This is a genomic window from Xanthomonas sp. NCPPB 2933 (genome assembly GCF_056725225.1).
Genome location: NZ_CM161518.1, coordinates 2,053,966 through 2,077,560, shown reverse-complemented (window position 1 = coordinate 2,077,560; position 23,595 = coordinate 2,053,966). Strand labels below are relative to the sequence as shown.

Genomic DNA, 23,595 nt, shown 5'->3' with positions numbered 1-23,595 from the left:
TTTTCTTATTCCGTACAGGTCAACGCCAGAAATGCATCAGTACCGCCAACAAGGCGATCAAACCGATGATCATTGCGAAGGCGTAGTGATAGAGGAAACCGGATTGCGTGCGACGCAGCAGATTTGCAGCCAGGTCGATCAGTCGGGCAGAACCATTGACGACGACACCGTCGACCACATGGGTATCGATGGCACGTGACGCCTTGCCAAGGACCACGCCGCCACCGGCGAAGCCATTGATCCAGAGCTTGTCGAAACCGTACTTGTTTTCCAGCAGCCACACGACCGGCGCGAACGCCTTGCGCGACTTGGTGGTCAGCTCCGGCTTCCAGAGATAGAACAGAGCAGCCAGCAGCAGACCGGCAACAGTCAGGAAGAACGGCGCAGCCATCATGCCGTGCAGCGCGAAGGCCACCGGACCATGGAACTCTTCGGCCAGTGCACCGACGGTGTCGCGTGCCGGATCGTAGAAATCGACGATGCCGGTGAAGAACGAGACCGCCTGCCCCTTGATGGCATGCGCCGCATGGTGACCTTGCCAATCGGTGCCAAACAACATCGGGCCGATGGTGAAGAAGCCGATCGCCACCGAAGGGATCGCCAGCAGGATCAGCGGCAGCGTCACCACCCACTTGGATTCGTGCGGCTCATGGGCACCGTGATGGCCATGACCGTGGTCATCGTGGCCATGCGTATCGTGTGCATGGGCGTCGTGCGCATGACTATCGTGCGCGTGGACCTGTGCTTCGGCGTCGGTGTGTGCGCTGTCGTGGTGTCCATGGGCATCGTGCGCATGGGCGTCGCGGAAGCGCTCCTTGCCGTGGAAGGTCAGGAACAGCAGACGGAAGCTGTAGAAGCTGGTGACCAGCACGCCGCCGAGCACCGCCCAGTAGCCATAGGTCGCGATCCAGCTATGCGACTCGTGGGCATGATGCGCAGCTGCCTCGATGATGGTGTCCTTCGAGTAAAAGCCGGAGAAGAACGGCGTCCCGACCAGTGCCAACGTACCGATCACGCTGGTCCAGTAGGTCACCTTCATGTATTTGCGCAGGCCGCCCATCTTGCGCATGTCCTGCTCGTGGTGCATGCCGATGATGACCGAGCCGGCTGCCAGGAACAGCAGCGCCTTGAAGAAGGCATGCGTCATCAGATGGAACACGGCCGCCGAGTAGGCAGACACGCCCAGCGCCACGGTCATGTATCCGAGCTGGGACAGCGTGGAATACGCAACCACGCGCTTGATGTCGTTCTGCACGATGCCGATCAGGCCGGTGAAGAAGGCCGTGGTCGCACCGATGAACAGGATGAAGTTGAGTGCGGTTTCCGACAGCTCGAACAACGGCGACATGCGCGCGACCATGAAGATGCCGGCGGTCACCATCGTCGCGGCATGGATCAGTGCCGAAATCGGCGTCGGTCCTTCCATCGAGTCCGGCAGCCACACGTGCAGCGGCACCTGCGCCGACTTGCCCATCGCACCGATGAACAGGCAGATGCAGATCAGCGTCATCACGCTCCACTCGTGGCCCGCGAACAGCTGCACCTTGGCACCGGCCATGGTGGTCGCGTTGGCAAACACGGTGGAGTAATCCAGCGAACCGAACCACAGCAGCACACCGGCAATGCCGAGAATGAAGCCGAAGTCGCCGACGCGATTGACCAGGAACGCCTTCATGTTGGCAAACACCGCAGTCGGGCGCTTGAACCAGAAACCGATCAGCAGGTAGGACACCAGGCCCACCGCTTCCCAGCCGAAGAACAGCTGCAGGAAGTTGTTGCTCATCACCAGCGTCAGCATGGAGAAGGTGAACAACGAGATGTAGCTGAAGAAGCGCTGGTAGCCCGGGTCTTCTTCCATGTAGCCGATGGTGTAGATGTGCACCAGCAGCGACACGAAGGTCACCACCACCATCATCATCGCGGTCAGGCGGTCGACCATGAAGCCGACATGCGCCGAGTAGTTACCGACGTCGAAGAAGGTGTACAGGTTCTGGTTGAACGGGCTGGCGCCCTGCTCCACCAGTTGGTACAGCGTCAGACACGACAGCACGCAGCTGACCGCCACACCCAGGATGGTGACGTATTGCGCGCCCTTGCGCCCTACCTGGCGACCGAACAGGCCGGCGATGATGCTGCCGACCAGCGGTGCAAGCACCACCGCAATCAACAGACTCTTGGAGAGAGTGATTTCCATCTACAGGTCAGCCCTTCAACGTATCGACTTCGGCCACATTGATCGTGCGGCGCGTGCGGAACAGAGTCACCAGGATCGCAAGGCCGATCGCAGCCTCCGCAGCGGCAACGGTCAGGATGAAGAACACGAACAACTGGCCTGCGGGATCGCCGAGCTCGCGGGAGAACGCAATGAAGTTGACGTTGACCGACAACAGCATCAACTCGATCGACATCAGCAACACGATGACGTTCTTGCGGTTGAGGAAGATGCCGGCCAGCGAGATGCAGAACAGCACCGCGCCCAGTCCAAGCAGGTGGCCCAAGGTAATCAAGACTTCGCCTCCTGTCCGTCAGCCGCATCGAGCTTCGGCGCGACCTGTACCGGCTTTTCAACCGCCATTTTGACCATGCGCAGGCGGTCACCCGCCTTCACCCGCGATTGATCACCAGCGTTCTGCAGCTTGATGCCGGTGCGCTTGCGCAAGGTCAGCATCACTGCGGCCACCACGGCCACGGTCAGGATCACTGCGGCAAATTCGAATGGCAGCAAGAACTCGGTGTACAGGCTCTTGGCCAACCAGGTCAGATTCGACACGTCGGCAGCCTGCGCAGCAGCATTGTCGGCCGGGAACGGCGTGGCGCTGCGCGCCTTGACACCGATCAGGGTGACCATCTGCGCGAACATGGCGACCGCCACGATGACACCGACCGGCATGTACTTGACCCAACCCTCGCGCAGGCGGCTGGTGTCGATGTCCAGCATCATCACCACGAACAGGAACAGCACCATCACCGCACCGACGTAGACCAGCACCAGCGTCACGCCAAGGAACTCGGCGCCGACCAGCAACCAGATGCACGCCATCGAAAAGAAGGTGAGGATCAGGCACAACACGGCGTACACCGGATTGCGCACGCTGATCACCGCACCCGCAGAGACAACCGCGACGGCGGAGAACGCGTAGAAAGCAATTTTGACCCAGTCCATCATGACCTCAACGGAAGGCGGCATCGGCAGCGCGACGCTCGGCGATCTCGGTTTCGAACCGGTCTCCGATCGCCAGCAGCTGCGGCTTATTAAGGATATTTTCGCCACGCTTCTCGAAGTGATACTCGAGCAGGTGCGTCTCGACGATCGAATCCACCGGGCAGCTTTCTTCGCAGAAGCCGCAGAAGATGCACTTGAACAAATCGATGTCGTAGCGGGTGGTACGACGCGAACCGTCCTCGCGCTTGGCCGAGTCGATGGTGATTGCCAGCGCCGGGCACACCGCTTCGCACAGCTTGCAGGCGATGCAACGCTCTTCGCCGTTGGGATAACGGCGTAGCGCATGCACGCCACGGAAGCGCGGCGACTGCGGGAACTTCTCCATCGGATACAGCACGGTGTACTTGGGCTTGAACGTGTATTTCAACGTCAGCCACAAGCCTCCGAGCAGTTCGAGCAGCAGCAAGCTTTTGAAGTAATGGGTGATCTTGTTCATCAATTACACGCCCTTCTGGATCACGCCGTAAAACACCATCAACGCCGTTACTGCGATCCACACGATCGTCAGCGGAATGAACACCTTCCAGCCAAGACGCATGATCTGGTCATAGCGGTAGCGCGGGAAGCTGGCACGGAACCAGATGTAAGCGCTGGCGAAGAAAAACACCTTCATCAACAGCCACGGCCAACCGCCCTTCCACAGCCAATCGATCCACGGCGAGATATCCGGATTGCCCCAGGCCTGCGGCCATGGGCTCAACCAACCGCCAAGGAAGAAGATCGAGATCAGGAAGCTGACCAGGATCATGTTGGCGTATTCGGCCAGGAAGAACAGCGCGAACGCACCGCCTGAATACTCCACCATGTGGCCGGCAACGATTTCCGATTCGCCTTCCACCACGTCGAACGGCGCGCGATTGGTTTCGGCGACGCCGGACACCCAGTACACGATGAACAACGGGAACAGCGGGATCAGGAACCAATCGCCTACGCCCGAGCTCCCGCCCTGCGCAAACACGATCTGACTCAGGTTGACGCTGCCCGACGCGATCATCACGCCGACCAGCGCAAAGCCCATCGCGATTTCGTAGCTGACTACCTGCGCGGCCGAGCGCATCGCACCCAGAAACGCGTATTTGGAGTTGGAGGCCCAGCCGGCCAGGATGATGCCGTACACGCCCAGCGAGGTCATCGCGAGCAGATACAGCAAGCCGACGTTAGCGTTGGACAGCACCAGCTGCGCATCGAACGGCACCACCGACCAGGCCGCGAAGGCCGGCGCCAGCGTTAGCAGCGGCGCGATGATGAACATCGCCTTGTGCGCGCTGCTCGGCTGCACGATCTCCTTGAACAGGAGTTTGAACACGTCGGCAAAGGCCTGAAAGATGCCCATGCCCACGTACATCGGCCCGTGGCGTACGTGCATCCAACCGATCAGCTTGCGCTCCCAGACCACAAAGAACGCCACTGCCACGATTACCGGCACCGCGATCAGCAGGATCTTCAGCACGGTCCACAACACCACGCCGCCATCGCCCAGTCCGACGAACCACTGGTGCAAGGGATTGACCAGATTCAACAGCAATTCGTTCATGCAGCCACCACCGTTACCCGACCGGCACCAAGCGGCGCGGTCGCGCCATGGCCGGATTCGATCCACACCGTCCCCGGTGCGACGCGCTTGTCCAGCACCACCGGCAGCGTTGCCTTACCGGCATCGGTGCCGACTTTGACCATCTGACCTGCGCCAATCTGCAACTGCGCTGCCTGCTCTGGATGCATCGCTACACACGGCGCGATGTTGAGCGGATGCGATTGCAGTGCAGCGGCACGGCGTACCACTGCGTCGGTGCGATAGATCGCAGCGGTCGCGGCCACTTCCAGCCCCTCGCTCGCAGCCACTGGCTGTGCGGAGGTTGCAGGCGTCACGCTGCGGTTCTGCAGGCCGGCACGCAGGCCGACCAGATCGATGAATTCGAAACCGGCCAGACCCAGCTCACCACCAAGTGCGCGCAACACGCGCCAACCTTCGCGCGCTTCCACCGGCAAGCGGCCGGCAGCACGTGCAGTCTGCACGCGACCATCGAGATTGGTCAGCGAGGCATCGATTTCCGGCAATGCGCCGATCGGCAGAATCACATCGGCCACATCGCGCGTGGAAGCACAGGCGAACTGGCTGAAGGCAACGACCTTGGCACCAGCAAGCGCGCTTCGAGCAGCGGCGGCGTCGGCAAAATCCAGACCCGGCTCGATGCCATACAGCACATACGCCTGACGCGGCTGCGTCAACATGCCGGTGACATCGCGTGCGCTCGGCAGTACACCTTGCGAGACCAAACCGACAGCATTGGCTCCCTGCGGAATACGGCACAGCGAAGCGCCGGTTGCAGTAGCCAAGTCGCGTGCAGCAGCACGCAATGCGGCAGCCTGCGGATGATTTTCAGCCAGCGCACCAACCACGATCACGGCACGCGTGGCGCCCTTGACCGCATCGCGCAATGCCGCATCGTCCAGCGCGCCAGCCAGCTGCGACGGCGCGACCACGGTGCGGCTCGCCTGGGCAAAGGCAAAATCGAAATCGACCGGGTTGACCGAATGGATCTTGGTTCCGTTCTGGATGTTGGCCTTGCGCAGACGCGCATGCAGCAGCGGCAGTTCGTGACGCACGTTGGTGCCGAACAGCACCACCACATCGGCCTGCTCGATCTCGGCCAACGGCGTGGCAAACGCTTCGGCCACCGCAGCATCGGAGAAATCGCGGTTGAGCAGACGGTGATCCAGATTGCCGCTGCCCAGCCCTTCGGCCAGACGGGCCAGCAGCGCGCCTTCCTCGTTGGAGGTGGACGGATGCACCAGTACGCCGAGCTGATCTCCAGCGTTGTCACGCAGGATTTGCGTGGCGGCAGCCAGCCCTTCGGCCCAGCTCACCTCGGTCCACTCACCGTTGACCTTCTTCAGCGGCTTGACCGCACGGTCGTCAGCGTACAGGCCCTGATGCGAGTAACGATCGCGATCGGACAGCCAGCACTCGTTGACCGCCTCGTTCTCGCGCGGCACGGTACGCAGCACTTCGCCGCGACGCACGTGCAGGAACAGGTTTGAGCCCATCGCATCGTGATAGCCGAGCGATTCGCGCGCCATCAGCTCCCACGGGCGGGCACGGAACTGGAACACCTTGTTGGTCAGCGCGCCGACCGGGCAGACGTCGATGACATTGCCGGAAATTTCGGTGGTCAGCGGCTTGCCGTCGTAGGTGCCGATCTGCAGGTTTTCACCGCGATACATGCCACCCAACTCGTAGGTGCCGGCGATGTCCGCAGTGAAGCGCACGCAACGAGTGCACTGGATGCAGCGGGTCATTTCGGTGGCGACCAGCGGACCGATGTCTTCGTCGGGCACCACGCGCTTACGCTCGTTGAAGCGGCTGACCGAACGGCCGTAACCGAGCGAAACGTCCTGCAACTCGCACTCACCGCCCTGATCGCAGATCGGACAGTCCAGCGGGTGATTGATCAGCAAAAATTCCATCACGCTGCGCTGGTACTTCAGCGCCTTTTCGCTACGCGTGGTGACCTTCATGCCGTCCATCACCGGCGTGGCGCAGGCAGGCGACGGCTTCGGGGATTTTTCGACGTCCACCAGGCACATGCGGCAGTTGGCCGCGATCGGCAGCTTCTCGTGATAGCAGAAGCGCGGGATCGGGATGCCGGCCTTGTCGGCCGCCTGGATGATCATCGAACCCTTCGGCACCACCAGACTCTGCCCGTCGATCTCGACGGTAACGTGATCCGGCGGCACGTTCGGGTTCACTGGTTGGGCGCTCATGCGGCCACTCCGACATGCGTGTCGACGATCGAACGACCGTTGACGATGTAGTACTCGAACTCGTCCCAGAACTGGCGCAGGAAGCCTTGAATCGGCCACGCCGCGGCTTCGCCGAACGCACAGATGGTGTGCCCTTCGATCTGGCCGGCAACGGTGCGCAACTGGTGCAGGTCTTCCATCGTGGCCTTGCCGGCAACGATGCGCTCCAGCACGCGGTGCATCCAGCCGGTGCCTTCGCGGCACGGGGTGCACTGACCGCAGGATTCCTTATGGAAGAACTGCGAGATGCGGCAGGCAAAACGCACGCAGCAGACGCTGTCGTCCAACACCACGATCGCGCCCGAACCCAGACCGGTCCCCAATGCACGCAAGGTGTCGTAATCCATCTGCAGGCCAGCGACCTGGTCGGCCTTCAGCACCGGCATCGACACGCCGCCAGGCACCACGCCCTTGAGGGTGCGGCCCGGACGCAGGCCACCGGCCATTTCCAGCAGTTCGTCGAAGGTGGTACCGAGCGGCACTTCGAAATTGCCGCCCTTCTGGACGCAGCCGGACACCGAGAAGATCTTCGGGCCGCCGTTCTTGGTCTTGCTCAACCCCAGAAACCACTCCGGCCCGTTGCGAATGATCGCCGGCACCGACGCGTAGGTCTCGGTGTTGTTGATGGTGGTCGGCTTGCCATACAGGCCGAAGTTCGCCGGGAACGGCGGCTTGTAACGCGGCTGGCCCTTCTTGCCTTCCAGCGATTCCATCAGCGCGGTTTCTTCGCCGCAGATGTAGGCGCCAGCACCCAACGCACCGTAGATATCGATATCCACGCCGCTGCCGAGAATGTTCTTGCCCAACCAGCCGTTGGCATACGCATCGGCCAGCGCCAGTTCGAAGTTCTCGAACGGCTCGTGATGGAACTCGCCACGCAGGTAGTTGTAGCCCACGGTCGAGCCGGTGGCGTAGCAGGCGATCGCCATGCCCTCCACCACCGAATGCGGGTTGTAACGCAGGATGTCGCGGTCCTTGCAGGTGCCTGGCTCGGATTCGTCCGAGTTGCACAGGATGTATTTCTGCATCGTGCCCTTGGGCATGAACGACCACTTCAAGCCGGTCGGGAAGCCCGCGCCGCCACGGCCACGCAGATTGGAGGCCTTGACCATCTCGATGACGTCGGCCGGCGCGATCTTCTCTTCGAGGATCTTGCGCAGTGCGGCGTAGCCGCCGGTCTTGAGATAGCTCTCGTAGGACCACGGGGTGTCGTAGTGCAGCGTCGTGTAGACGACCTGATGCGGCAACGGCGCCGGACCGACCGGGCCTGAGGGTGCGTGATGATGTGCCATGTCTTACTCCAGCCCGTCCAGCAGCGCGTCGACCTTCTCTTTCGTCAGGTGCTCGTGGTAATGGCCGTTGATGACCATCATCGGCGCTGCAGAGCAGGCCGCCAGGCACTCTTCTTCGCGCTTGAGGTAGACCCGGCCATCGGCCGTCGACTGCCCCAGCTTGCAACCCAGTTTCTTCTCGGCGTGCGCCAGCAGATCCTCGGCACCGTTGAGCCAGCAGCTGATGTTGGTGCAGAACGCCACGTTGTGGCGGCCGACCTTCTCGGTCTCGAACATCGAGTAGAAGCTGGCGACCTCGTAGGCCCACACCGGCGGCAGTTCCAGATACTTGGCCACGCCGACGATCAACTCATCGGTGAGCCAGCCCTGGTTCTGCTCTTGCGCAGCATGCAGACCCTGCAGCACCGCCGAACGCTTACGGTCGGGCGGAAACTTGCTCAGCCAATGATCGATGTGCGCGCGCGTCTTGTCGCTCAGCACTACCTGCGGATCGACGTCGCGCGCCGCTTCGAAATTACCCGTCGCCTTCATCGGTCAACCTCACCGAAAACCAAATCGTAAGTACCGATCATCGCCACGACGTCGGCCAGCAAATAGCCACGCACCACCGCGTCCATCGAGGACAGATGCGCAAAGCCCGGCGCGCGCAGATGCAGGCGGAATGGCTTGTTGGCGCCATCGGACATCAGGTAGCAGCCGAACTCGCCCTTGGGTGCTTCGACGGCGCAATAGGTCTCGCCGGCCGGCACGCAATAGCCTTCACTGAACAGCTTGAAGTGATGGATCAGCGCTTCCATGTCGTCCTTCATGCCTTCGCGGCTTGGCGGAGCGACCTTGAAATTGGTGACCATGACCGGGCCTGGATTGGCCTTCAGCCAGGTCACGCACTGCTTGATGATGCGGTTGGATTCGCGCATCTCGGCAACACGGACCAGATAGCGGTCGTAGCAGTCGCCGTTGGTGCCGACCGGGATATCGAAATCCACCGCGTCGTACTTGGCATACGGCTGCTTCTTGCGCAGATCCCACTCGATACCGGAGCCACGCAGCATCGGGCCGGTCATGCCCCAGGCACGTGCCAGATCCGGGCTGATGATGCCGACATCGACGGTGCGCTGCTTCCAGATACGGTTATCGGTCAGCAGCGTTTCGTATTCGTCAACGCGCGACGGGAAGGTATTGGTGAAGTCCTCGAGGAAATCCAGCATCGAGCCTTCGCGCGCGGCGTTGAGCTTCTTCAGCGCCCCGCCCTTGTGCCAACGCGATTCCTTGTACTTGGGCATGCGATCGGGCAAATCGCGATACACGCCACCGGGGCGATAGTAGGCGGCGTGCATGCGCGCGCCACTGACCGCCTCGTAGACGTCCATCAACTCTTCGCGCTCGCGGAACGCATACAGCATCACCGCCATCGCACCCAGGTCGAGCGCGTTGGAGCCCAGCCACATCAGGTGGTTCTTGATGCGGGTGATTTCGTCGAACATCGTGCGGATGTACTGCGCACGCTCGGGCACTTCGATTCCCATCAGGGACTCGATCGCGCGCACGTAAGCATGCTCGTTGCACATCATCGACACGTAATCCAGGCGATCCATGTACGGAACCGACTGGTTGAACGGCTTGGACTCGGCCAGCTTCTCGGTGCCACGGTGCAGCAGGCCGATATGCGGATCGGCACGCACCACGGTTTCGCCGTCCATTTCCAGGATCAAGCGCAACACGCCGTGCGCCGCAGGATGCTGCGGGCCGAAGTTCATCGTGTAATTGCGGATTTCCTGCTTGCTTTCGACAGGATTGCTAGCGAAGGCGGCAGTCGCCTGGTGGAACTCACTCACTTGGCAGTCTCCGACTTGCCCACTTCACCAGCGGCAGTCTCATAACGGGCATCGTCGCGAATCACGCGCGGCACACCGACGCGTGGCTCGACCGAGGTCACCGGCTCGTACACCACGCGCTTTTTCTCTTCGTCGTAACGCACTTCGACGTTGCCGATCAGCGGGAAATCCTTGCGGAACGGATGGCCGACGAATCCGTAGTCGGTCAGGATGCGACGCAGATCCGGGTGACCGTCGAACACGATGCCGAACAGGTCGAAGGCTTCGCGCTCGAACCAGTTCACGCCCGGCCAGATATCGGTCAACGAGGCCACCACCGGCACCTGCTCGTCCGGGGCATAGCAACGCACGCGCAGACGCTGGTTGTGCTGATAGGAAATCAGCTGCGCGACGACCGCAAAACGCTGCTTGGGCATGTGCTGCGGGTGGGCGCCATCGGAGCTTTCCTGGCTGGGAAATTCACCCCAGGCGAAACGACCGACCGCCTTGCCTTCGACACCACGACTGAAACCCTGCGACGACACGTCCGCGGTATCCCACTCGTCGCTGCCATAGCCCAGGTGATCGACGCCGCACAGGTCGCTCAACTGCTCGAAACCGAGTTCGTCGCGCAAGGCCACACAGGTGGCGTGCCAATCGGCCGCAGCGACTTCCAGCGTCACTTCGCCGCGCGGCAAGGCCACGGCAATCTGCGCACCGGCGAAACGTGCCGCAAGTCGGTCAGTGAAGGAGGATGCTTGCTCTGCCATGGGGGCTTGGCTGCTCTCGGTAGAAGAAGACGGGTATCAGCGCGCGATCGTCTGGGTACGCCAGATCTTCTTCTGCAGCTGCAAGATGCCGTAGACCAGCGCCTCGGCGGTCGGCGGGCAGCCCGGGACATAGATGTCCACCGGCACGATGCGGTCGCAACCGCGCACCACCGAATACGAATAGTGATAGTAGCCGCCGCCGTTGGCGCAGCTGCCCATCGAGATGACCCACTTGGGATCCGGCATCTGGTCGTAGACCTTGCGCAGCGCCGGGGCCATCTTGTTGACCAGCGTGCCGGCCACGATCATCACGTCGGACTGGCGTGGCGACGGGCGAAACACCACGCCGTAACGGTCCAGGTCCAGACGCGCCGCGCCGGCATGCATCATCTCGACTGCGCAGCAGGCCAGACCGAAGGTCATCGGCCACATCGAACCGGTACGCGCCCAATTCAACAGCGCATCGACGCTGGTGGTCACGTAGCCCTTTTCGAGCAGCGGGTTCTCGCCTTCCGGGCGCAGGATGTCGTCCAACCGACCTTCCGGCATCGGATTGGTCATCAGACGATCAAGGGTCTGAATCACTCCCATTCCAACGCTCCCTTCTTCCAGACGTAGATAAAACCGAGGAACAACATGCCGACGAACAGCCCCATGGTGACCAGCGAGCGTGCGCCGATCTCCATGAACACCTGCGTCCACGGCACGATGAAGATGATTTCCAGATCGAACACGATGAACTGGATCGCGATCAGGTAGTAGCGCACGTCGAACTTCATGCGCGCGTCTTCGAATGCCTCGAAGCCACACTCGTACGGCGAGAGCTTGCGTGCATCGGGGCTACGCGGACCGAGGAACCGGCCGATCAACATCAATGTGATGCCGATACCGGTGGCGACGATCAGAAACAGCAGACTCGGCAAATATTCGGCCAGCACAGCGATTCTCTCTTGCCTTTGCCCGCACGCGCCGCGTGCCGGCATGGGGTATAAGCAGGACCCGCGCGTGGCACCGCCACGATGCGCAGGAACTGCAGCCAAACAATGGTGCCCAAGAGGGGACTCGAACCCCTACGACCTAAATCGCTACCACCTCAAGGTAGTGCGTCTACCAATTCCGCCACCTGGGCATACGTTGCGCCGCTGGGCATCCCAGTGCGCAGCGTATTGTAACCGGCTTCAGCGTTTTTGTGCTGGTTCTGAAGCGTTTTCTTCGCGTGCCGCAGGCGCTTGTTGCGCCGGTGCGGACTGCGCTGGCGCTGCGGCCGGAACAGCCGCAGGCGACGGCTGCGACGGAGCGGTCGGCACTGCGCCCGCGGCTGGTGCCTGCGGCAACGGCTGAGTCAGCTCGCCGGCGGCGGCCGGTGCCGGGGTGGCCGACTGCGACATCACGCCAAGATTCTGATCGGTGGGACGCGCGCCATGGGTCGCGTACCACGCCATGAACAGGCTGATGCTGAAAAACACCACCGCCAGCCATTTGGTCGACTTGGACAGGAAGTTCGACGCACCCTGCGAACCAAACACGGTGCCCGAGGCACCAGCACCGAAACCGGAGCCCGCTGCCGCACCCGCGCCACGCTGCATCAGGATCAGCGCAATCATCGCCAGCGCGACCAGCACGTAGACCACATTGAGGATCAACATCAGCATTTCGAAATCCGTCCCCGGACAAAACTTAATGGGTTAATCAAGCGGCCGCCGCGCGTGCGATGGCCAGGAAATCTTCGGCGACCAGTGATGCGCCTCCGACCAGCCCGCCGTCGACATCGGGCTGTGCGAACAGCTCGTTGGCGTTGTCGGGCTTGACACTGCCCCCGTACACGATGGGCAGCGAATCGGCAATTCTAGCATCCGCCTTTGCGACTTCGCCACGCAGGAAGGCGTGCACAGCCTGGGCCTGCTCCGGGCTGGCAGTGCGGCCGGTACCAATGGCCCAGATCGGTTCATACGCAAGCACGGCACGCGCAAAGCCTTCGCTGCCGACAAGGGCCAGCACCGGCTCAAGCTGTGCGCGCAGCACCGCCTCGGTCTGGCCCGCTTCGCGCTGCTCCAACGATTCGCCGACGCACAGCACCGGGATCAACCCGGCATGCATGGCGGCCGCGAATTTACGCGCCACCAGCTCACTGCTCTCTTGATGGTACTGGCGACGTTCGGAGTGGCCGACTATGCCGTACTCGGCGCCGACATCGACCAGCATCGTGGCCGAGACCTCGCCGGTGTAGGCGCCCTTCTCGTTACTGCTGACGTCCTGCGCACCGAAGCACAGGTGATGCTCCTCGAAATCCTCGATCAGATCGCCGAGGTAAGGCAGTGGCGGCAGGATGACGACATCGACACCCTCCAGGGGCATGTGCGCGGCAATCTGGGCCACCAGTTCGGTGGCGAAGGCGCGGCTGCCATGCAGCTTCCAATTTCCGGCAACGAGTTTTCGACGCATCAGGCGCAGGTTCCTGAGTGGAAGACAGGCGACAGAATAGCCCATGCCCTGTCGGCAGCCGGCACACTTCTGTCCATTGCCTGTCCCATCCCCTCTTCAGCAGGAACCTGCCATGTCTGTTTCGCCTGTCTTCGCGCTGGTCACCGGCGCCTCCAGCGGCATCGGCCGCGAGATTGCCCGCGCCTACGCCAGGCGCGGCGTGCCGTTGATCCTGACTGCACGCCGGGTGGACAGGCTGGAGGCACTGGCCGCCGAGTTGAGCGCGTTGGTACAGGTCCACGTGTTGCCGGCCGATCTGGCCGACCCCGCAGCGGTAGAGGCGCTGGTTGCGCAGATCCAGCGCAATGGCTGGACGGTAGGCACCTTGATCAACAACGCCGGCTACGGCGTGCCGGGCCGCTATCTGCACAACGACTGGGCCACGCATGCGCGTTTTCTGCAGGTGATGGTGGGCGCGGTGTGCGAGCTGACCTGGCGGCTGTTGCCGATGATCCGCGCCAGTGGCCAGGGTCGCATTCTCAACGTGGCCTCGTTTGCGGCGCTGACGCCGAGCGCCGACGGGCAAACGCTATACGCGGCGAGCAAGAGCTTCCTGCTGCGCTTCAGCGAATCGCTGGCGCTGGAGAACGCCGATTGCGCGGTGAAGGTCTGCGCGCTGTGCCCGGGCTTTGCGTGGTCGGAATTTCACGACATCACCGGCACACGCGAGGCGATGTCCACCCTGCCCCGCTGGGCGTGGCTGCAGGCCGATGCCGTGGCCGAATACGGCATCGAAGCACTGGAGCGCGGACAGGTACTGGCAGTGCCGGGCTGGCGCTATCGCCTGGCCAATGCCGGGTTACGATTGCTGCCGCACGCGCTTGCATTGCGCCTGATGGCGCGCGGATCGCATCGGGTGCGCCCGCTGGATTGAGGCGACTGGGCGGTGGATCAGCGTAGGTGCGTACGGCTCTGCACGACTGCATGACCATGCCCAAACGGGATGTCAGTGATTGACGATGTCGCCGTGCATTGCCGCCAGTCGTGCGAGCAAGCGATTCTGCGTGCGGCGCGGAATCTTGCGCTGATCCATCGCCCAGTTCAGATCCTCAACCAAGGCATTGAAGTCGCCTTCGCGAATGGCCAGATGCGCATGCGCCTGCTTCATCGACTTGGCGGTATCCGGGCATGGCCCATCGCTGACGTGGCAGAACTTCTGCACCAGACGCTCGTTGAGCATGACGATGTTGACGCGCGCGAATTTATCGACGATGCGTTGATCGTCGGCAATGCGCGAGAGCATGGTTTCCACCAGCGCTTCGATCCCGGCTTGCCCGCCGAGTTCGTCGTAGAGCGTCTGGCGCGGTTGCGTGGTGGCGCAGGCGCTCACCAGGCCGAGCACGCAAAGCAGGCAGCAGCGCAGCCATCGGTTCATCAGAACGCCACCTGCAAGGAAAGATAGGGACCGCGTTGATCGGTAAGCGTGGCGATGTCGCCAAGGTCTGCCCAGGCCGCGGTGAACGAGACATGCTTGCTGGGAAACCAGGCGACGAATGCGTCTGCCCAAGCCTGTTCGCGCGCGAAGCCCAGGTTGTCGGGTTTGTCTCGGTATTCCACGCCCACTGCCAGGGAGGGCGACAGCATCACCGCAGCGCTGGCCTCACCCACCAGCCGGTAGCTGTTGCGACGATCGCCGCCGAAGCCGAGCAAGCCGGTCTGATTAGCGCGGGTGGCGCGCAGGGTACCGTTGAGCAACAGCTGATAACCGCCAACGCCTTGCAGAAACAGCCGGCTGGCACTGACGTACACATCGGTGCCGTGGTCGTCGCGCGCACCGATCGCCAGGGGCAGCGTGCCGTTGCGCAAACGCTTGTACTGCACGCCCAAACTGACTTGCGGCGCGCTCCCGTACACGAGGTCGCCATGCAGGCGCAGCTTTGCGCCGAACACGTCCTGACCCAGCGCATTCCACGGCAAGCCCAATCGGTCCTGCAATGTGCCCAGATCCAGGCGTTGCCGCGCGAGCGACAACTCCAGCCGGTTGCCGACAGTGAGCGCGGCGCCCTGCACATCCAATCGGTAATCGCCGCTGTCCACGTGGGTGGCGAACACGACGGTGGCAAGTTCATCGCGCGTGCCGTAGCCCGACAGCGTGGCCCACGGCACGATGCCGCCGCCACTGCTGCCTTCGATCATCGACACACCGCCGGTGGCAAGCAGACGCCCTTCTCCAGCAATCGCCAGTGTCGGCGTGAGCGCCAAACAACCCAACACTGCAGCAGACCATGCAGCGCGCACCCACTTGCTCATCGTTGCGCTCCTGCTTGCGCGGCCGGCACCAGATCGCGTTGACCCAGATCGAGTTGACGCATGCACCAGGCCACAAACGGCACTTCTTCCAGCGGCGGCGCGTACAGATAGCCCTGCACCATGTCGCAGCCATAACTGCGCAGCAGCCCGAGCGCCGTGGCGTTTTCCACGCCTTCGGCGATCACGCTCAATCCAAGGTTATGCCCCAGATCGATCGTGCTGCGCACGATGAACGCATCGTCGGTGCCTTCGGCCAATTGCATGACAAAACTCTTGTCGATCTTCAATTCGTTGACCGGCATGCGCTTGAGCTGCGCCAGCGAGGAATAGCCGGTGCCGAAGTCGTCGATGGACAGGCGCACGCCGACGCTGCGCAGCTGATGCAGCATGTGCAGCGCGAATTCGACGTCGCGCATCAAGGCGCTTTCGGTCAATTCCAGCGTGACCCGCTCGGCCGCCACCGCGTGATGCTCCAGACGACCGCGCACATAATCCGGCAGGCCGGGGTCGGACAGATCCAACGCGGAAAGATTGATCGCCATGCCCAACTCCAGGCCCTGGCTGCGCCATTGCGCCTGGCACCGCAGCGCCTCGTCCAGCACATAGCGGGTCAGCGGGTGGATTACCCCGGAATGCTCGGCGAGCGGAATGAACTCGTCCGGGCCAATCGGCCCCAGCACCGGGTGATGCCAGCGCACCAGCACCTCGACCTGTTCGACGCGATCGCTGCGCAGGCAGATCTTGGGCTGGAAGCGCAAGGTCAATTCGTTGCTGGCAATCGCCTGGCGCAGATCGCCAGTGAGCCTTAGACGGCGCAGATGCTGCTCGTCCTGGCCCAGGCGATACACGCTGCTGGCGCCGATGGTGATGACATTGCCGCCCTGGCGACGTGCGATATCGGCGCGTCTCAGCAAGGTATCCGGATCGGCGCCGTGTTCGGGGATCAAGGCGATGCCGATGCTGGCTTCCAGCTGGATGCGCGCCTGCGGCAACGCCAGTGGGCGACGCAGCTGCAGCAGCAATCGCTGCGCATCCTGCTGCACGCTGGTCATATCGGCCTGCGCCACCACCACCATGAATTCGTCGCTGCCCAGCCGCCCGACCACATTGGGCTCCTGCACGACCTCGGCAAGGCGGCGCCCTGCTTCGACCAGCACCTGATCGGCGAAGTCGTGCCCCAGGCTGTCGTTGAGTTCCTTGAAGCGCTCCAGATCCAGGATCAGCACGGCGGCCGTACCGCCGGAGGCCAAGGTCTGGTCGACCACCTGTTGCAGCCGCTCCAGCAGCCAGATGCGATTGGGCAGGCCGGTCAAGGCATCGTGGCGCGCCTGATGCAGGATGTGCTGCTCGCGGCTGGCGATCTGCTGCTGCATGCGCCCGAAGCTGTCGGCCAGCTCGGCCAGTTCACGTCCGGGCGGCACCTGCACCGCGGTGTGGTAATCGCCGCGCTGGATGCGTCGTGCTGCCTGCACCAACTGCGCGACCGGCTTGCTGACGCTGCGCGCGAGAAAAATCGCCACACCGAGTGCGGCGGCCGTGGCCAGACCGGCCAACAACAGAATGCGCAGCTTGAGGATGCGATACGGTGCGACCGCACGATCCAGCGAGGCCTGCAAAGCGACCCGCACATGACTGTCGCCCTGGATCGATTGCAGTTTGACCAGGTAACGCGCGTCGGCCAGCGTCAGCGGGATCGCTTCGCCCTGCCCCGCTTCGGCGGCGGGAAGCTGCTGCGGGAACTCGGCGCGCGCAGCCGGCTCCAGGGTGGAGGCAAGCACGCGCACCGGCGGGCCATCGGTAAAAAACGTCGCATCCAGCCCGGTGGTGGTGCGAAAGTCCTGCGCAAGCCCATCGCCGGACTCGTTGCCGATCGCGATCCAGCCCACCCGGTTCGGCGCCAGCACCTGCACCACCGCCAGCCGCACGATGCGTTGATCCAGTGCCACCACCCCGACCGCGTGCCCGTCGCGCTGCGCCTGCTGCAGCAGGGCCTGCACGGCGCGCAATTGCTCGGCTTGCGGCAGATCCGCCAGCCCGGTCAGGAACTCGCCATCCGGCGACAACAGCACCGCGGTCTGCGCCGACATGCGCGCGGCATGGTTACGCAATGCCGACTGCATGGTCGGCACATCGCCACTGGCCACTGCCGCACGGAAACCGAAATCGTCGGCCAGCACCGAAGCCGACTGCAGCAACTGCTCGTCGCGGCGCACATTGATGCGTTGCCAGACGCGCTCACCGATCTGCAGCTCTTCGCCCAGTTGCGCCTTGACGCTGCGCTCGGTGGCGACCTGCACTGCGATGAAGGTCAGCACTTGCGTGGCGAGCACGACCAGGACCACCAAGGCCGCGATACGGGTATGCAAACGCATTGACTTCATGGATGCGGCTTCTTCGGGTCGGCGCGACGGAATTTGTCCTGCAGCGCGCGCACGCGCTCATCCGGTGGTGCCGCCATCGGCGCGGCGCCGGTGGTCTGCAGGGTCACGCGACGCTGCACTGCATCGCGCGCAAGCAGCAACGGCTCGGTGGCCACGGCACCCTTGATGCGCGGATGCCACACCCGCAGCGTGTATGCGCCTGCCGGTGCATCCAGTTGCACGCGGCCGTCGCTGCCGGTCTTGCCGAAATACGGCGTCTCCAGCACCACGATATAGCCAAGCATCCAGTCGTGGATATTGCAGCCAATCGTCACCAGGCCCGCCTGATCGAAGCGGATCGGCGTGGCCTTGGTACCCTGAAACAGCGGCAATTCGAAACGCTTGGCAGGCGAAAAAGAATAGACCTGATGGCGGATCTGATCGTTATTCGGAAAGCGCACCAAGGTGCCAGTGCGCACCGCCAGGACGGCGGGCACGAACTGCGAATTGACCTGATCCATTTCCGCGGTTTTGGAAGCAGTGGGTGGCGCCGGACGCGCCGGCTCCAGACTGACCACCGCATCGACCAACATGCCGTTGGCATCGGCCACGGTCACGCTGACCGGCGTTGCCACCACGGCGCTTGCGGCGCAGTACGCCAGCAACACCGAACCCACACCTATCCGTTTGAACCACTGCGTCCGCATGCGCCCCCCAAACCTAGTGCAATCGGCAGCGGGCGCCAGGCGAATCCGACGTCGCGCTAGCGATCAGACTGAGTTATCGGCTGAGGTGAACGCAAGCTTTAACCAGACGCGAGCGGAATTTTTTGAACAGAACTGTGTTGTCGGTCATTACCCGTGTTGCGAGCGCGGCTATTCGCTGCGCGCGCTGATAGGGACCGCGTGCTGGATTACTTCAGCTTGATCTCGCGCAGACGCTCTTCCAGGAAGCCGTGTGCGGTGATCGACTCGGGATAGCGGCTCGGGTTTTCGGCAGTGATGCACGAAGGCAGCACGTCGATCAGAAAGTCCGGATTCGGGTGCAGGAAGAACGGCACCGAATAACGCGGCTTGCGCGCTGCTTCGCCCGGCGGATTGACCACGCGATGGATGGTGGACGGGTACACATGGTTGGTCAGGCGTTGCAGCATGTCGCCGATATTGACCACGATGGTGTCGGCATCCGCTGTGAATGGCACCCACTCGCCATCGTTGGAACGCACCTCCAGACCGGCCGCGCTGGCACCGACCAGCAAGGTGATGAAGTTGATGTCGCCATGCGCGCCGGCACGCACGTTGGGGATGTCGTCGCTGGTGATCGGCGGGTAGTGGATCGGCCGCAGGATCGAATTACCGTTGTTGGTCTTGTCAACGAAATAGTCCTGCGGCAGGCCGATATGCAGCGCCAGCGCCGACAGCACGCGCGAGCCCAGGTGATCGAGCTGCTGGTACAGGCGGTAACCGCGCTCGCGGAAACCGGGCACTTCTTCGGGCCACAGGTTCGGCGTCATCACCTCGCGATATGGCGAATCGTCCGGAATCTCGCGGCCGATATGCCAGAACTCCTTCAGATCGAAATGCTTGGAATCCTTGGCCGTTTCCACACCGAACGCGGTGTAGCCACGCGCGCCGCCACTGCCTTTGACGTGGTAGCGCTGCTTCACCTCTTCAGGCAGCGCGAAGAACGCCTTGAACACCTCGTAGGCGCCATCGATGTCGGCTTGCGCAATACCGTGATTGCGGATGCCGGCAAAGCCCCACTGCCGATAGGCCGCACCGAGCTCGGCGACAAAGGCGTCGCGGTCGCTGTCGAAACGGGTGATGTCCAGGGTCGGGATGCGGGCGCTCATACGGATATCTGCAGTCGAAGTCGAGGAGTCAAAAGGAAGGCCTGCTGTTCAGGACAGCAGGCGATACAACAGGTAGAACGTCGCGGCCTTGGCAAAGACCACGCACACGCCAATGATCAGCGACTCACGCCGCGTCACGCACGGCACCCGAGAGTCGGTCCAGCGTGTCCTGCATCAGGCCAGCGTCGTCGGCTTCCACCGTCACGCGCACCACCGGCTCGGTGCCGGAGGGACGCAGAAACGCGCGGCCACGCCCCTGCACGGCGGCTTGCGCCTGCTGCAGCGCCTGCTGCACGCCAGCGGCTTCCACAATCGCCTTGGCAGCGCCGCCATCCAGACGCACGTTGATTGTTTTCTGCGGCACCTTGCTCAGGCTGCTCAAGGCCTGGCGCAGGCTCTGTCCATCGCGCCCCAGGGCCTCGAGGACCTGCAGCGCACTGACGATGCCATCGCCGGTGGTGGCGCGGTCCAGGCACAGCAGATGGCCGGAGGTTTCGCCACCCAGGGTGCCGCTGCCTTCCACCAACGCCTGGTGCACGTAACGGTCACCGACCTTGGCGCGCTGGAACGGGATGTTCAATCCAGCCAACGCCTGTTCCAGGCCGTAGTTGGTCATCAGCGTGCCGACCACGGTGCCGGTGAGCCGGCCGCTGGCCTGCCAGGAACGCGCAAGCACGTAGAGCAGATCGTCGCCATCGACCGGGTTGCCCTGGTCGTCGGCCATCAGCACGCGATCACCGTCGCCATCGAAGGCGATGCCCAACTGCGCACCGCTCTCGCGCACCTTGGCGGCGAGATTGTCGATATGCGTGGAGCCGACGCCGTCATTGATATTGAGTCCGTCAGGTGCGGCACCGATGACCACCACGTCCGCACCCAGCTCGCGGAACAGCATCGGCGCGATGTGATACGTGGCCCCGTGCGCGCAATCCAGCACCATCCGCAAGCCATGCAGGGTGAAGCCGCGCGCCACGCTGGCCTTGCAGAATTCGATGTAACGGCCGATCGCATCGCGGGTGCGGATCGCCTTGCCCAGACGCTCCGATTCCACGGTGTGGAACGGCTCGTCGAGCGCGGCTTCGATCGCCGCTTCGGTGGCGTCGTCGAGCTTTTCGCCTTCGGCGGAAAAGAACTTGATGCCGTTGTCGTAATGCGGATTGTGCGAGGCACTGATCACCACGCCGGCATCGGCGCGCAGCGTGTTGGTCAGGAACGCGATGGCCGGGGTCGGCATCGGGCCGATCAACTGCACGTCGGCACCTGCGGCAACCAGGCCGGCTTCCAAGGCAGCTTCGAACATATAGCCGGAAATGCGGGTGTCCTTGCCGATCAGCACCAGCGGGCGCTTACTGCGCCCGGCGGTGAGCACGCGGCCGAGCGCATTGCCCAGCCGTAGCACGAAATCGGCCGAGATCACGCCCTGCCCGACCCGACCGCGGATGCCGTCGGTGCCGAAATACTTGCGGGCGCTCATGGAGCCGGGACCGGAAGCGTCGGGACCTGCGGCCAAGGAGCAGGGGCCTGGAAGGAGCAGCCATCGACGGAAGTCCACAGGTCGCAGACCACGCTTTTCCCGGGGACCGCCAGCAGGAATACCAACCTCACGCCACCGCCTCTTGCGGATGCGGCTGACGCATCATCATCGCGGTCAGATCGGCGAGGCGGTCGCGCATGTCGCGGCGGTCGCAGATCTGATCGATGGCACCATGGTCGAGCAGGAACTCCGAGCGCTGGAAGCCCTCCGGCAACGTTTCGCGCACGGTCTGTTCGATCACGCGCGGGCCGGCGAAGCCGATCAAGGCATGCGGCTCGGCGATGTTGATGTCGCCCAGCATCGCGAACGAGGCCGACACGCCACCGGTGGTGGGATGGGTCAGCACCGAGATGTACGGCAGGCCCGCTTCGCGCAAGCGGCCGAGCGCAGCGGAGGTCTTGGCCATCTGCATCAGCGAGAACAGGCCTTCCTGCATGCGCGCGCCGCCACTGGCGGAGAAGCACACGAACGGGCAGCCCACTTCCAGCGCCACTTCGGCGGCACGCGCAAAACGCTCGCCGACCACCGAGCCCATCGAGCCACCCATGAAGGCGAAATCGAATGCGGCGGCGACCAGGGGGTTGCCCTTGAGCGTGCCACGCATGGCGATCAATGCGTCGTACTCGCCGCTGGCCTTCTGGCTGGCCTTGATGCGCTCGCCGTAGCGCTTCTGGTCCTTGAACTTGAGCACGTCGACCGGGCCCAGCTGGGCGGCGATTTCGGTGGTCGGGGCATCCACATCGAACAGTGCGGCCAGGCGCGCGCGGGCGCGGATCGCCATGTGGTGGTCGCATTTCGGACACACCTCCAGGTTCTCCTCGAGTTCGGGCCCGTACAGCGCGCTGCCGCAATTGCTGCACTTTTCCCACAGGCCCTCGGGGACGCTGCGCTTCTTGGCCGGGGTGTTCTCGGTGCGGATGCCGGAGGGCATCAATTTGCTGAGCCAGCTCATGCGTGTATGACAATCCATGCAGGGCGGCCTTACGGGCCGCAGAGGGGCGTAAGTCTAACGCGCTGCGGGAAAGGCGAGGTAGCGCGGGGGATGAATGTGGGGATTGGTGGCAGTTCGGAGGACTAGCTGCGAGCTTGGTTCTAGGTGGTTGCGCGGGTGTTTGGAGTGAAGGTCGGTTTGTTGTGCTGCGCCTTACTCTGGTTGGCGTGCACCTGTGGTTGGGATGCACGTGGCTTCGTCCGTACCCTCATCCGCCCCTGCGGGGCACCTTCTCCCGACGGGAGAAGGATCAAAGCCCCTCTCCTGCGGGGCGAGAAGGCACGGCTTGCGCGCCACTGGCGCGCGTGCCTTGGAGCGCCCGCGCCGCAAGCGCGGGCCGGGGCGCGGAGCGGGGGTTGGGGTGAGGGTGCGGGCGAAGCCACGTGCATCGACGCGAGAGGGGCTTTGGGCTGGTTTCAGGGATGATCCAGTGCCTGGCGGAGCGGGGTTAGGAACGCTTCGGCGTATTCGCGGGCGGTGCGGACATCGGGGGCTTCGGCCAGGGCGGCGACCAGGGCGCTGCCGACCACCACGCCGTCGGCATCCACGGCCATTGCGGCGGCGCTGGCGGCGTCCTTGATGCCAAAACCGGCCACCACCGGGGCGCCGGCACGCAGGCGCAGCTGGCGCAGGCGATCGCCCGCCGCGGTGGTGTCGAGCAGATTCGAAGCGCCAGTGACGCCGGCGAAGCTGACGTAATACAGATACCCCTGGGCGCTGCTGCACAGCATGTCCAGGCGCTGCTCGCTGGTGGTCGGCGAGGCAAGCGCGATCAGGGCCAGGCCCACCTCGGTGAAGATGGCGCGGGTCTCGGCGGCCTCTTCGGGTGGCAGATCCACCAAGAGCAAGCCATCCACGCCGGCGGCGACGGCGGCTTCGGCAAAGCGCCGGGTGCCGTGGATCTCGATCGGGTTGAGGTAGCCCATCAGCACCACCGGGGTGGTGGGGTCTTCGCGGCGGAATTCGTGCACCGCTTCCAGCACATAGGCCAGGCCGGCGCCACGGCCCAGCGCGCGCTCGGAGCTGCGTTGGATGGTGGGGCCGTCGGCCATCGGGTCGGAAAACGGCACACCGAGTTCGATCACGTCGGCACCGGCGCGCACCAGCGCGTGCATCACCGGCACGGTGGCTTCCAGCGAGGGATCGCCGGCGGTGATGAAGGGGATGAGCGCCTTGCGGCCATCGGCACGCAAACGTTGGAAGGTTTCGTCGATACGACGCATT

At 63.5% G+C, this 23,595-nt stretch carries 23 protein-coding genes and 1 tRNA gene; 1 reads left to right on the top strand and 23 read right to left on the bottom strand.

The window, feature by feature from the left end; all coding sequences use genetic code 11:
• Window positions 1-19 precede the first annotated feature (19 nt).
• The 15 genes from nuoL to tpiA form a co-directional block, all read right to left on the bottom strand.
• Window positions 20-2,194 (bottom strand): NADH-quinone oxidoreductase subunit L, encoded by a 2,175-nt coding sequence (gene nuoL / locus AC1PLU_RS08470; protein WP_481108194.1) that lies wholly within the window; start codon window positions 2,192-2,194, stop codon window positions 20-22.
• A 7-nt stretch (window positions 2,195-2,201) separates the two neighbouring features.
• On the bottom strand, window positions 2,202-2,507 hold the full coding sequence (gene nuoK / locus AC1PLU_RS08465; protein ID WP_006450557.1) for an NADH-quinone oxidoreductase subunit NuoK: 306 nt from the start codon (window positions 2,505-2,507) through the stop codon (window positions 2,202-2,204).
• Window positions 2,504-3,166: an NADH-quinone oxidoreductase subunit J gene (locus AC1PLU_RS08460; RefSeq protein WP_172839317.1), complete on the bottom strand. Its 663-nt coding sequence runs from the start codon at window positions 3,164-3,166 to the stop codon at window positions 2,504-2,506. Before AC1PLU_RS08460 ends, nuoK begins: the two co-directional genes overlap by 4 nt.
• A gap of 4 nt (window positions 3,167-3,170) precedes the next feature.
• Window positions 3,171-3,659, bottom strand: coding sequence for an NADH-quinone oxidoreductase subunit NuoI (gene nuoI / locus AC1PLU_RS08455; RefSeq protein WP_006450559.1), 489 nt, complete (start codon window positions 3,657-3,659; stop codon window positions 3,171-3,173).
• Between the two features lie 3 nt (window positions 3,660-3,662).
• Window positions 3,663-4,757 carry an NADH-quinone oxidoreductase subunit NuoH gene (nuoH, locus tag AC1PLU_RS08450; RefSeq protein ID WP_168957709.1) on the bottom strand — a complete coding sequence of 365 codons (1,095 nt, stop codon included), beginning with the start codon at window positions 4,755-4,757 and terminating at the stop codon, window positions 3,663-3,665.
• Window positions 4,754-6,988 (bottom strand): NADH-quinone oxidoreductase subunit NuoG, encoded by a 2,235-nt coding sequence (nuoG, locus tag AC1PLU_RS08445; protein ID WP_481108193.1) that lies wholly within the window; start codon window positions 6,986-6,988, stop codon window positions 4,754-4,756. The genes nuoH and nuoG overlap by 4 nt, the downstream gene beginning before the upstream one ends.
• On the bottom strand, window positions 6,985-8,319 hold the full coding sequence (gene nuoF / locus AC1PLU_RS08440; protein ID WP_023904457.1) for an NADH-quinone oxidoreductase subunit NuoF: 1,335 nt from the start codon (window positions 8,317-8,319) through the stop codon (window positions 6,985-6,987). The genes nuoG and nuoF overlap by 4 nt, the downstream gene beginning before the upstream one ends.
• A gap of 3 nt (window positions 8,320-8,322) precedes the next feature.
• The gene (gene nuoE / locus AC1PLU_RS08435; RefSeq protein ID WP_011037655.1) at window positions 8,323-8,850 is read right to left on the bottom strand and encodes an NADH-quinone oxidoreductase subunit NuoE; all 528 of its coding nucleotides are present in this window, start codon (window positions 8,848-8,850) and stop codon (window positions 8,323-8,325) included.
• The gene (locus AC1PLU_RS08430; protein WP_023904458.1) at window positions 8,847-10,154 is read right to left on the bottom strand and encodes an NADH-quinone oxidoreductase subunit D; all 1,308 of its coding nucleotides are present in this window, start codon (window positions 10,152-10,154) and stop codon (window positions 8,847-8,849) included. Before AC1PLU_RS08430 ends, nuoE begins: the two co-directional genes overlap by 4 nt.
• Entirely contained in the window at window positions 10,151-10,903 is a 753-nt protein-coding gene (locus AC1PLU_RS08425; RefSeq protein ID WP_481108192.1) for an NADH-quinone oxidoreductase subunit C, read from the bottom strand. The genes AC1PLU_RS08430 and AC1PLU_RS08425 overlap by 4 nt, the downstream gene beginning before the upstream one ends.
• Window positions 10,904-10,939: 36 nt before the next feature.
• Entirely contained in the window at window positions 10,940-11,494 is a 555-nt protein-coding gene (locus tag AC1PLU_RS08420) for a NuoB/complex I 20 kDa subunit family protein (RefSeq protein ID WP_006450566.1), read from the bottom strand.
• On the bottom strand, window positions 11,485-11,841 hold the full coding sequence (locus AC1PLU_RS08415) for an NADH-quinone oxidoreductase subunit A (protein ID WP_006450567.1): 357 nt from the start codon (window positions 11,839-11,841) through the stop codon (window positions 11,485-11,487). Before AC1PLU_RS08415 ends, AC1PLU_RS08420 begins: the two co-directional genes overlap by 10 nt.
• A gap of 106 nt (window positions 11,842-11,947) precedes the next feature.
• Window positions 11,948-12,032: transfer RNA gene (locus AC1PLU_RS08410), tRNA-Leu, on the bottom strand.
• Window positions 12,033-12,081: 49 nt separating this feature from the next.
• Window positions 12,082-12,555 carry a preprotein translocase subunit SecG gene (gene secG / locus AC1PLU_RS08405; RefSeq protein ID WP_023904461.1) on the bottom strand — a complete coding sequence of 158 codons (474 nt, stop codon included), beginning with the start codon at window positions 12,553-12,555 and terminating at the stop codon, window positions 12,082-12,084.
• 37 nt (window positions 12,556-12,592) lie between these two features.
• Window positions 12,593-13,345, bottom strand: a complete 753-nt coding sequence (tpiA, locus tag AC1PLU_RS08400) for a triose-phosphate isomerase (RefSeq protein WP_481108191.1) — start codon at window positions 13,343-13,345, stop codon at window positions 12,593-12,595.
• A gap of 112 nt (window positions 13,346-13,457) precedes the next feature.
• Between tpiA and AC1PLU_RS08395 the strand changes: the two genes are divergently transcribed.
• On the top strand, window positions 13,458-14,258 hold the full coding sequence (locus AC1PLU_RS08395) for an SDR family NAD(P)-dependent oxidoreductase (RefSeq protein ID WP_481108190.1): 801 nt from the start codon (window positions 13,458-13,460) through the stop codon (window positions 14,256-14,258).
• 72 nt (window positions 14,259-14,330) lie between these two features.
• Here AC1PLU_RS08395 and AC1PLU_RS08390 read toward each other — a convergent pair whose 3' ends face one another.
• The 8 genes from AC1PLU_RS08390 to trpA form a co-directional block, all read right to left on the bottom strand.
• A complete protein-coding gene (locus AC1PLU_RS08390; protein ID WP_268214709.1) occupies window positions 14,331-14,759 on the bottom strand; it encodes a group I truncated hemoglobin in 429 nt (142 codons plus the stop codon).
• Window positions 14,759-15,634, bottom strand: a complete 876-nt coding sequence (locus AC1PLU_RS08385; protein ID WP_481108189.1) for a DUF3034 family protein — start codon at window positions 15,632-15,634, stop codon at window positions 14,759-14,761. Before AC1PLU_RS08385 ends, AC1PLU_RS08390 begins: the two co-directional genes overlap by 1 nt.
• Entirely contained in the window at window positions 15,631-18,015 is a 2,385-nt protein-coding gene (locus AC1PLU_RS08380) for a putative bifunctional diguanylate cyclase/phosphodiesterase (RefSeq protein WP_481108188.1), read from the bottom strand. The genes AC1PLU_RS08385 and AC1PLU_RS08380 overlap by 4 nt, the downstream gene beginning before the upstream one ends.
• On the bottom strand, window positions 18,012-18,701 hold the full coding sequence (locus tag AC1PLU_RS08375; RefSeq protein ID WP_481108187.1) for a methylamine utilization protein: 690 nt from the start codon (window positions 18,699-18,701) through the stop codon (window positions 18,012-18,014). The genes AC1PLU_RS08380 and AC1PLU_RS08375 overlap by 4 nt, the downstream gene beginning before the upstream one ends.
• A 206-nt stretch (window positions 18,702-18,907) precedes the next feature.
• Entirely contained in the window at window positions 18,908-19,846 is a 939-nt protein-coding gene (locus AC1PLU_RS08370; protein WP_481108186.1) for an isopenicillin N synthase family dioxygenase, read from the bottom strand.
• 124 nt (window positions 19,847-19,970) lie between these two features.
• The gene (gene glmM, locus AC1PLU_RS08365; protein ID WP_481094543.1) at window positions 19,971-21,320 is read right to left on the bottom strand and encodes a phosphoglucosamine mutase; all 1,350 of its coding nucleotides are present in this window, start codon (window positions 21,318-21,320) and stop codon (window positions 19,971-19,973) included.
• Window positions 21,321-21,447: 127 nt separating this feature from the next.
• A complete protein-coding gene (gene accD, locus AC1PLU_RS08360) occupies window positions 21,448-22,332 on the bottom strand; it encodes an acetyl-CoA carboxylase, carboxyltransferase subunit beta (RefSeq protein ID WP_006450578.1) in 885 nt (294 codons plus the stop codon).
• Between the two features lie 455 nt (window positions 22,333-22,787).
• Window positions 22,788-23,594 (bottom strand): tryptophan synthase subunit alpha, encoded by an 807-nt coding sequence (trpA, locus tag AC1PLU_RS08355; RefSeq protein ID WP_046933005.1) that lies wholly within the window; start codon window positions 23,592-23,594, stop codon window positions 22,788-22,790.
• Window position 23,595: the final 1 nt, after the last annotated feature.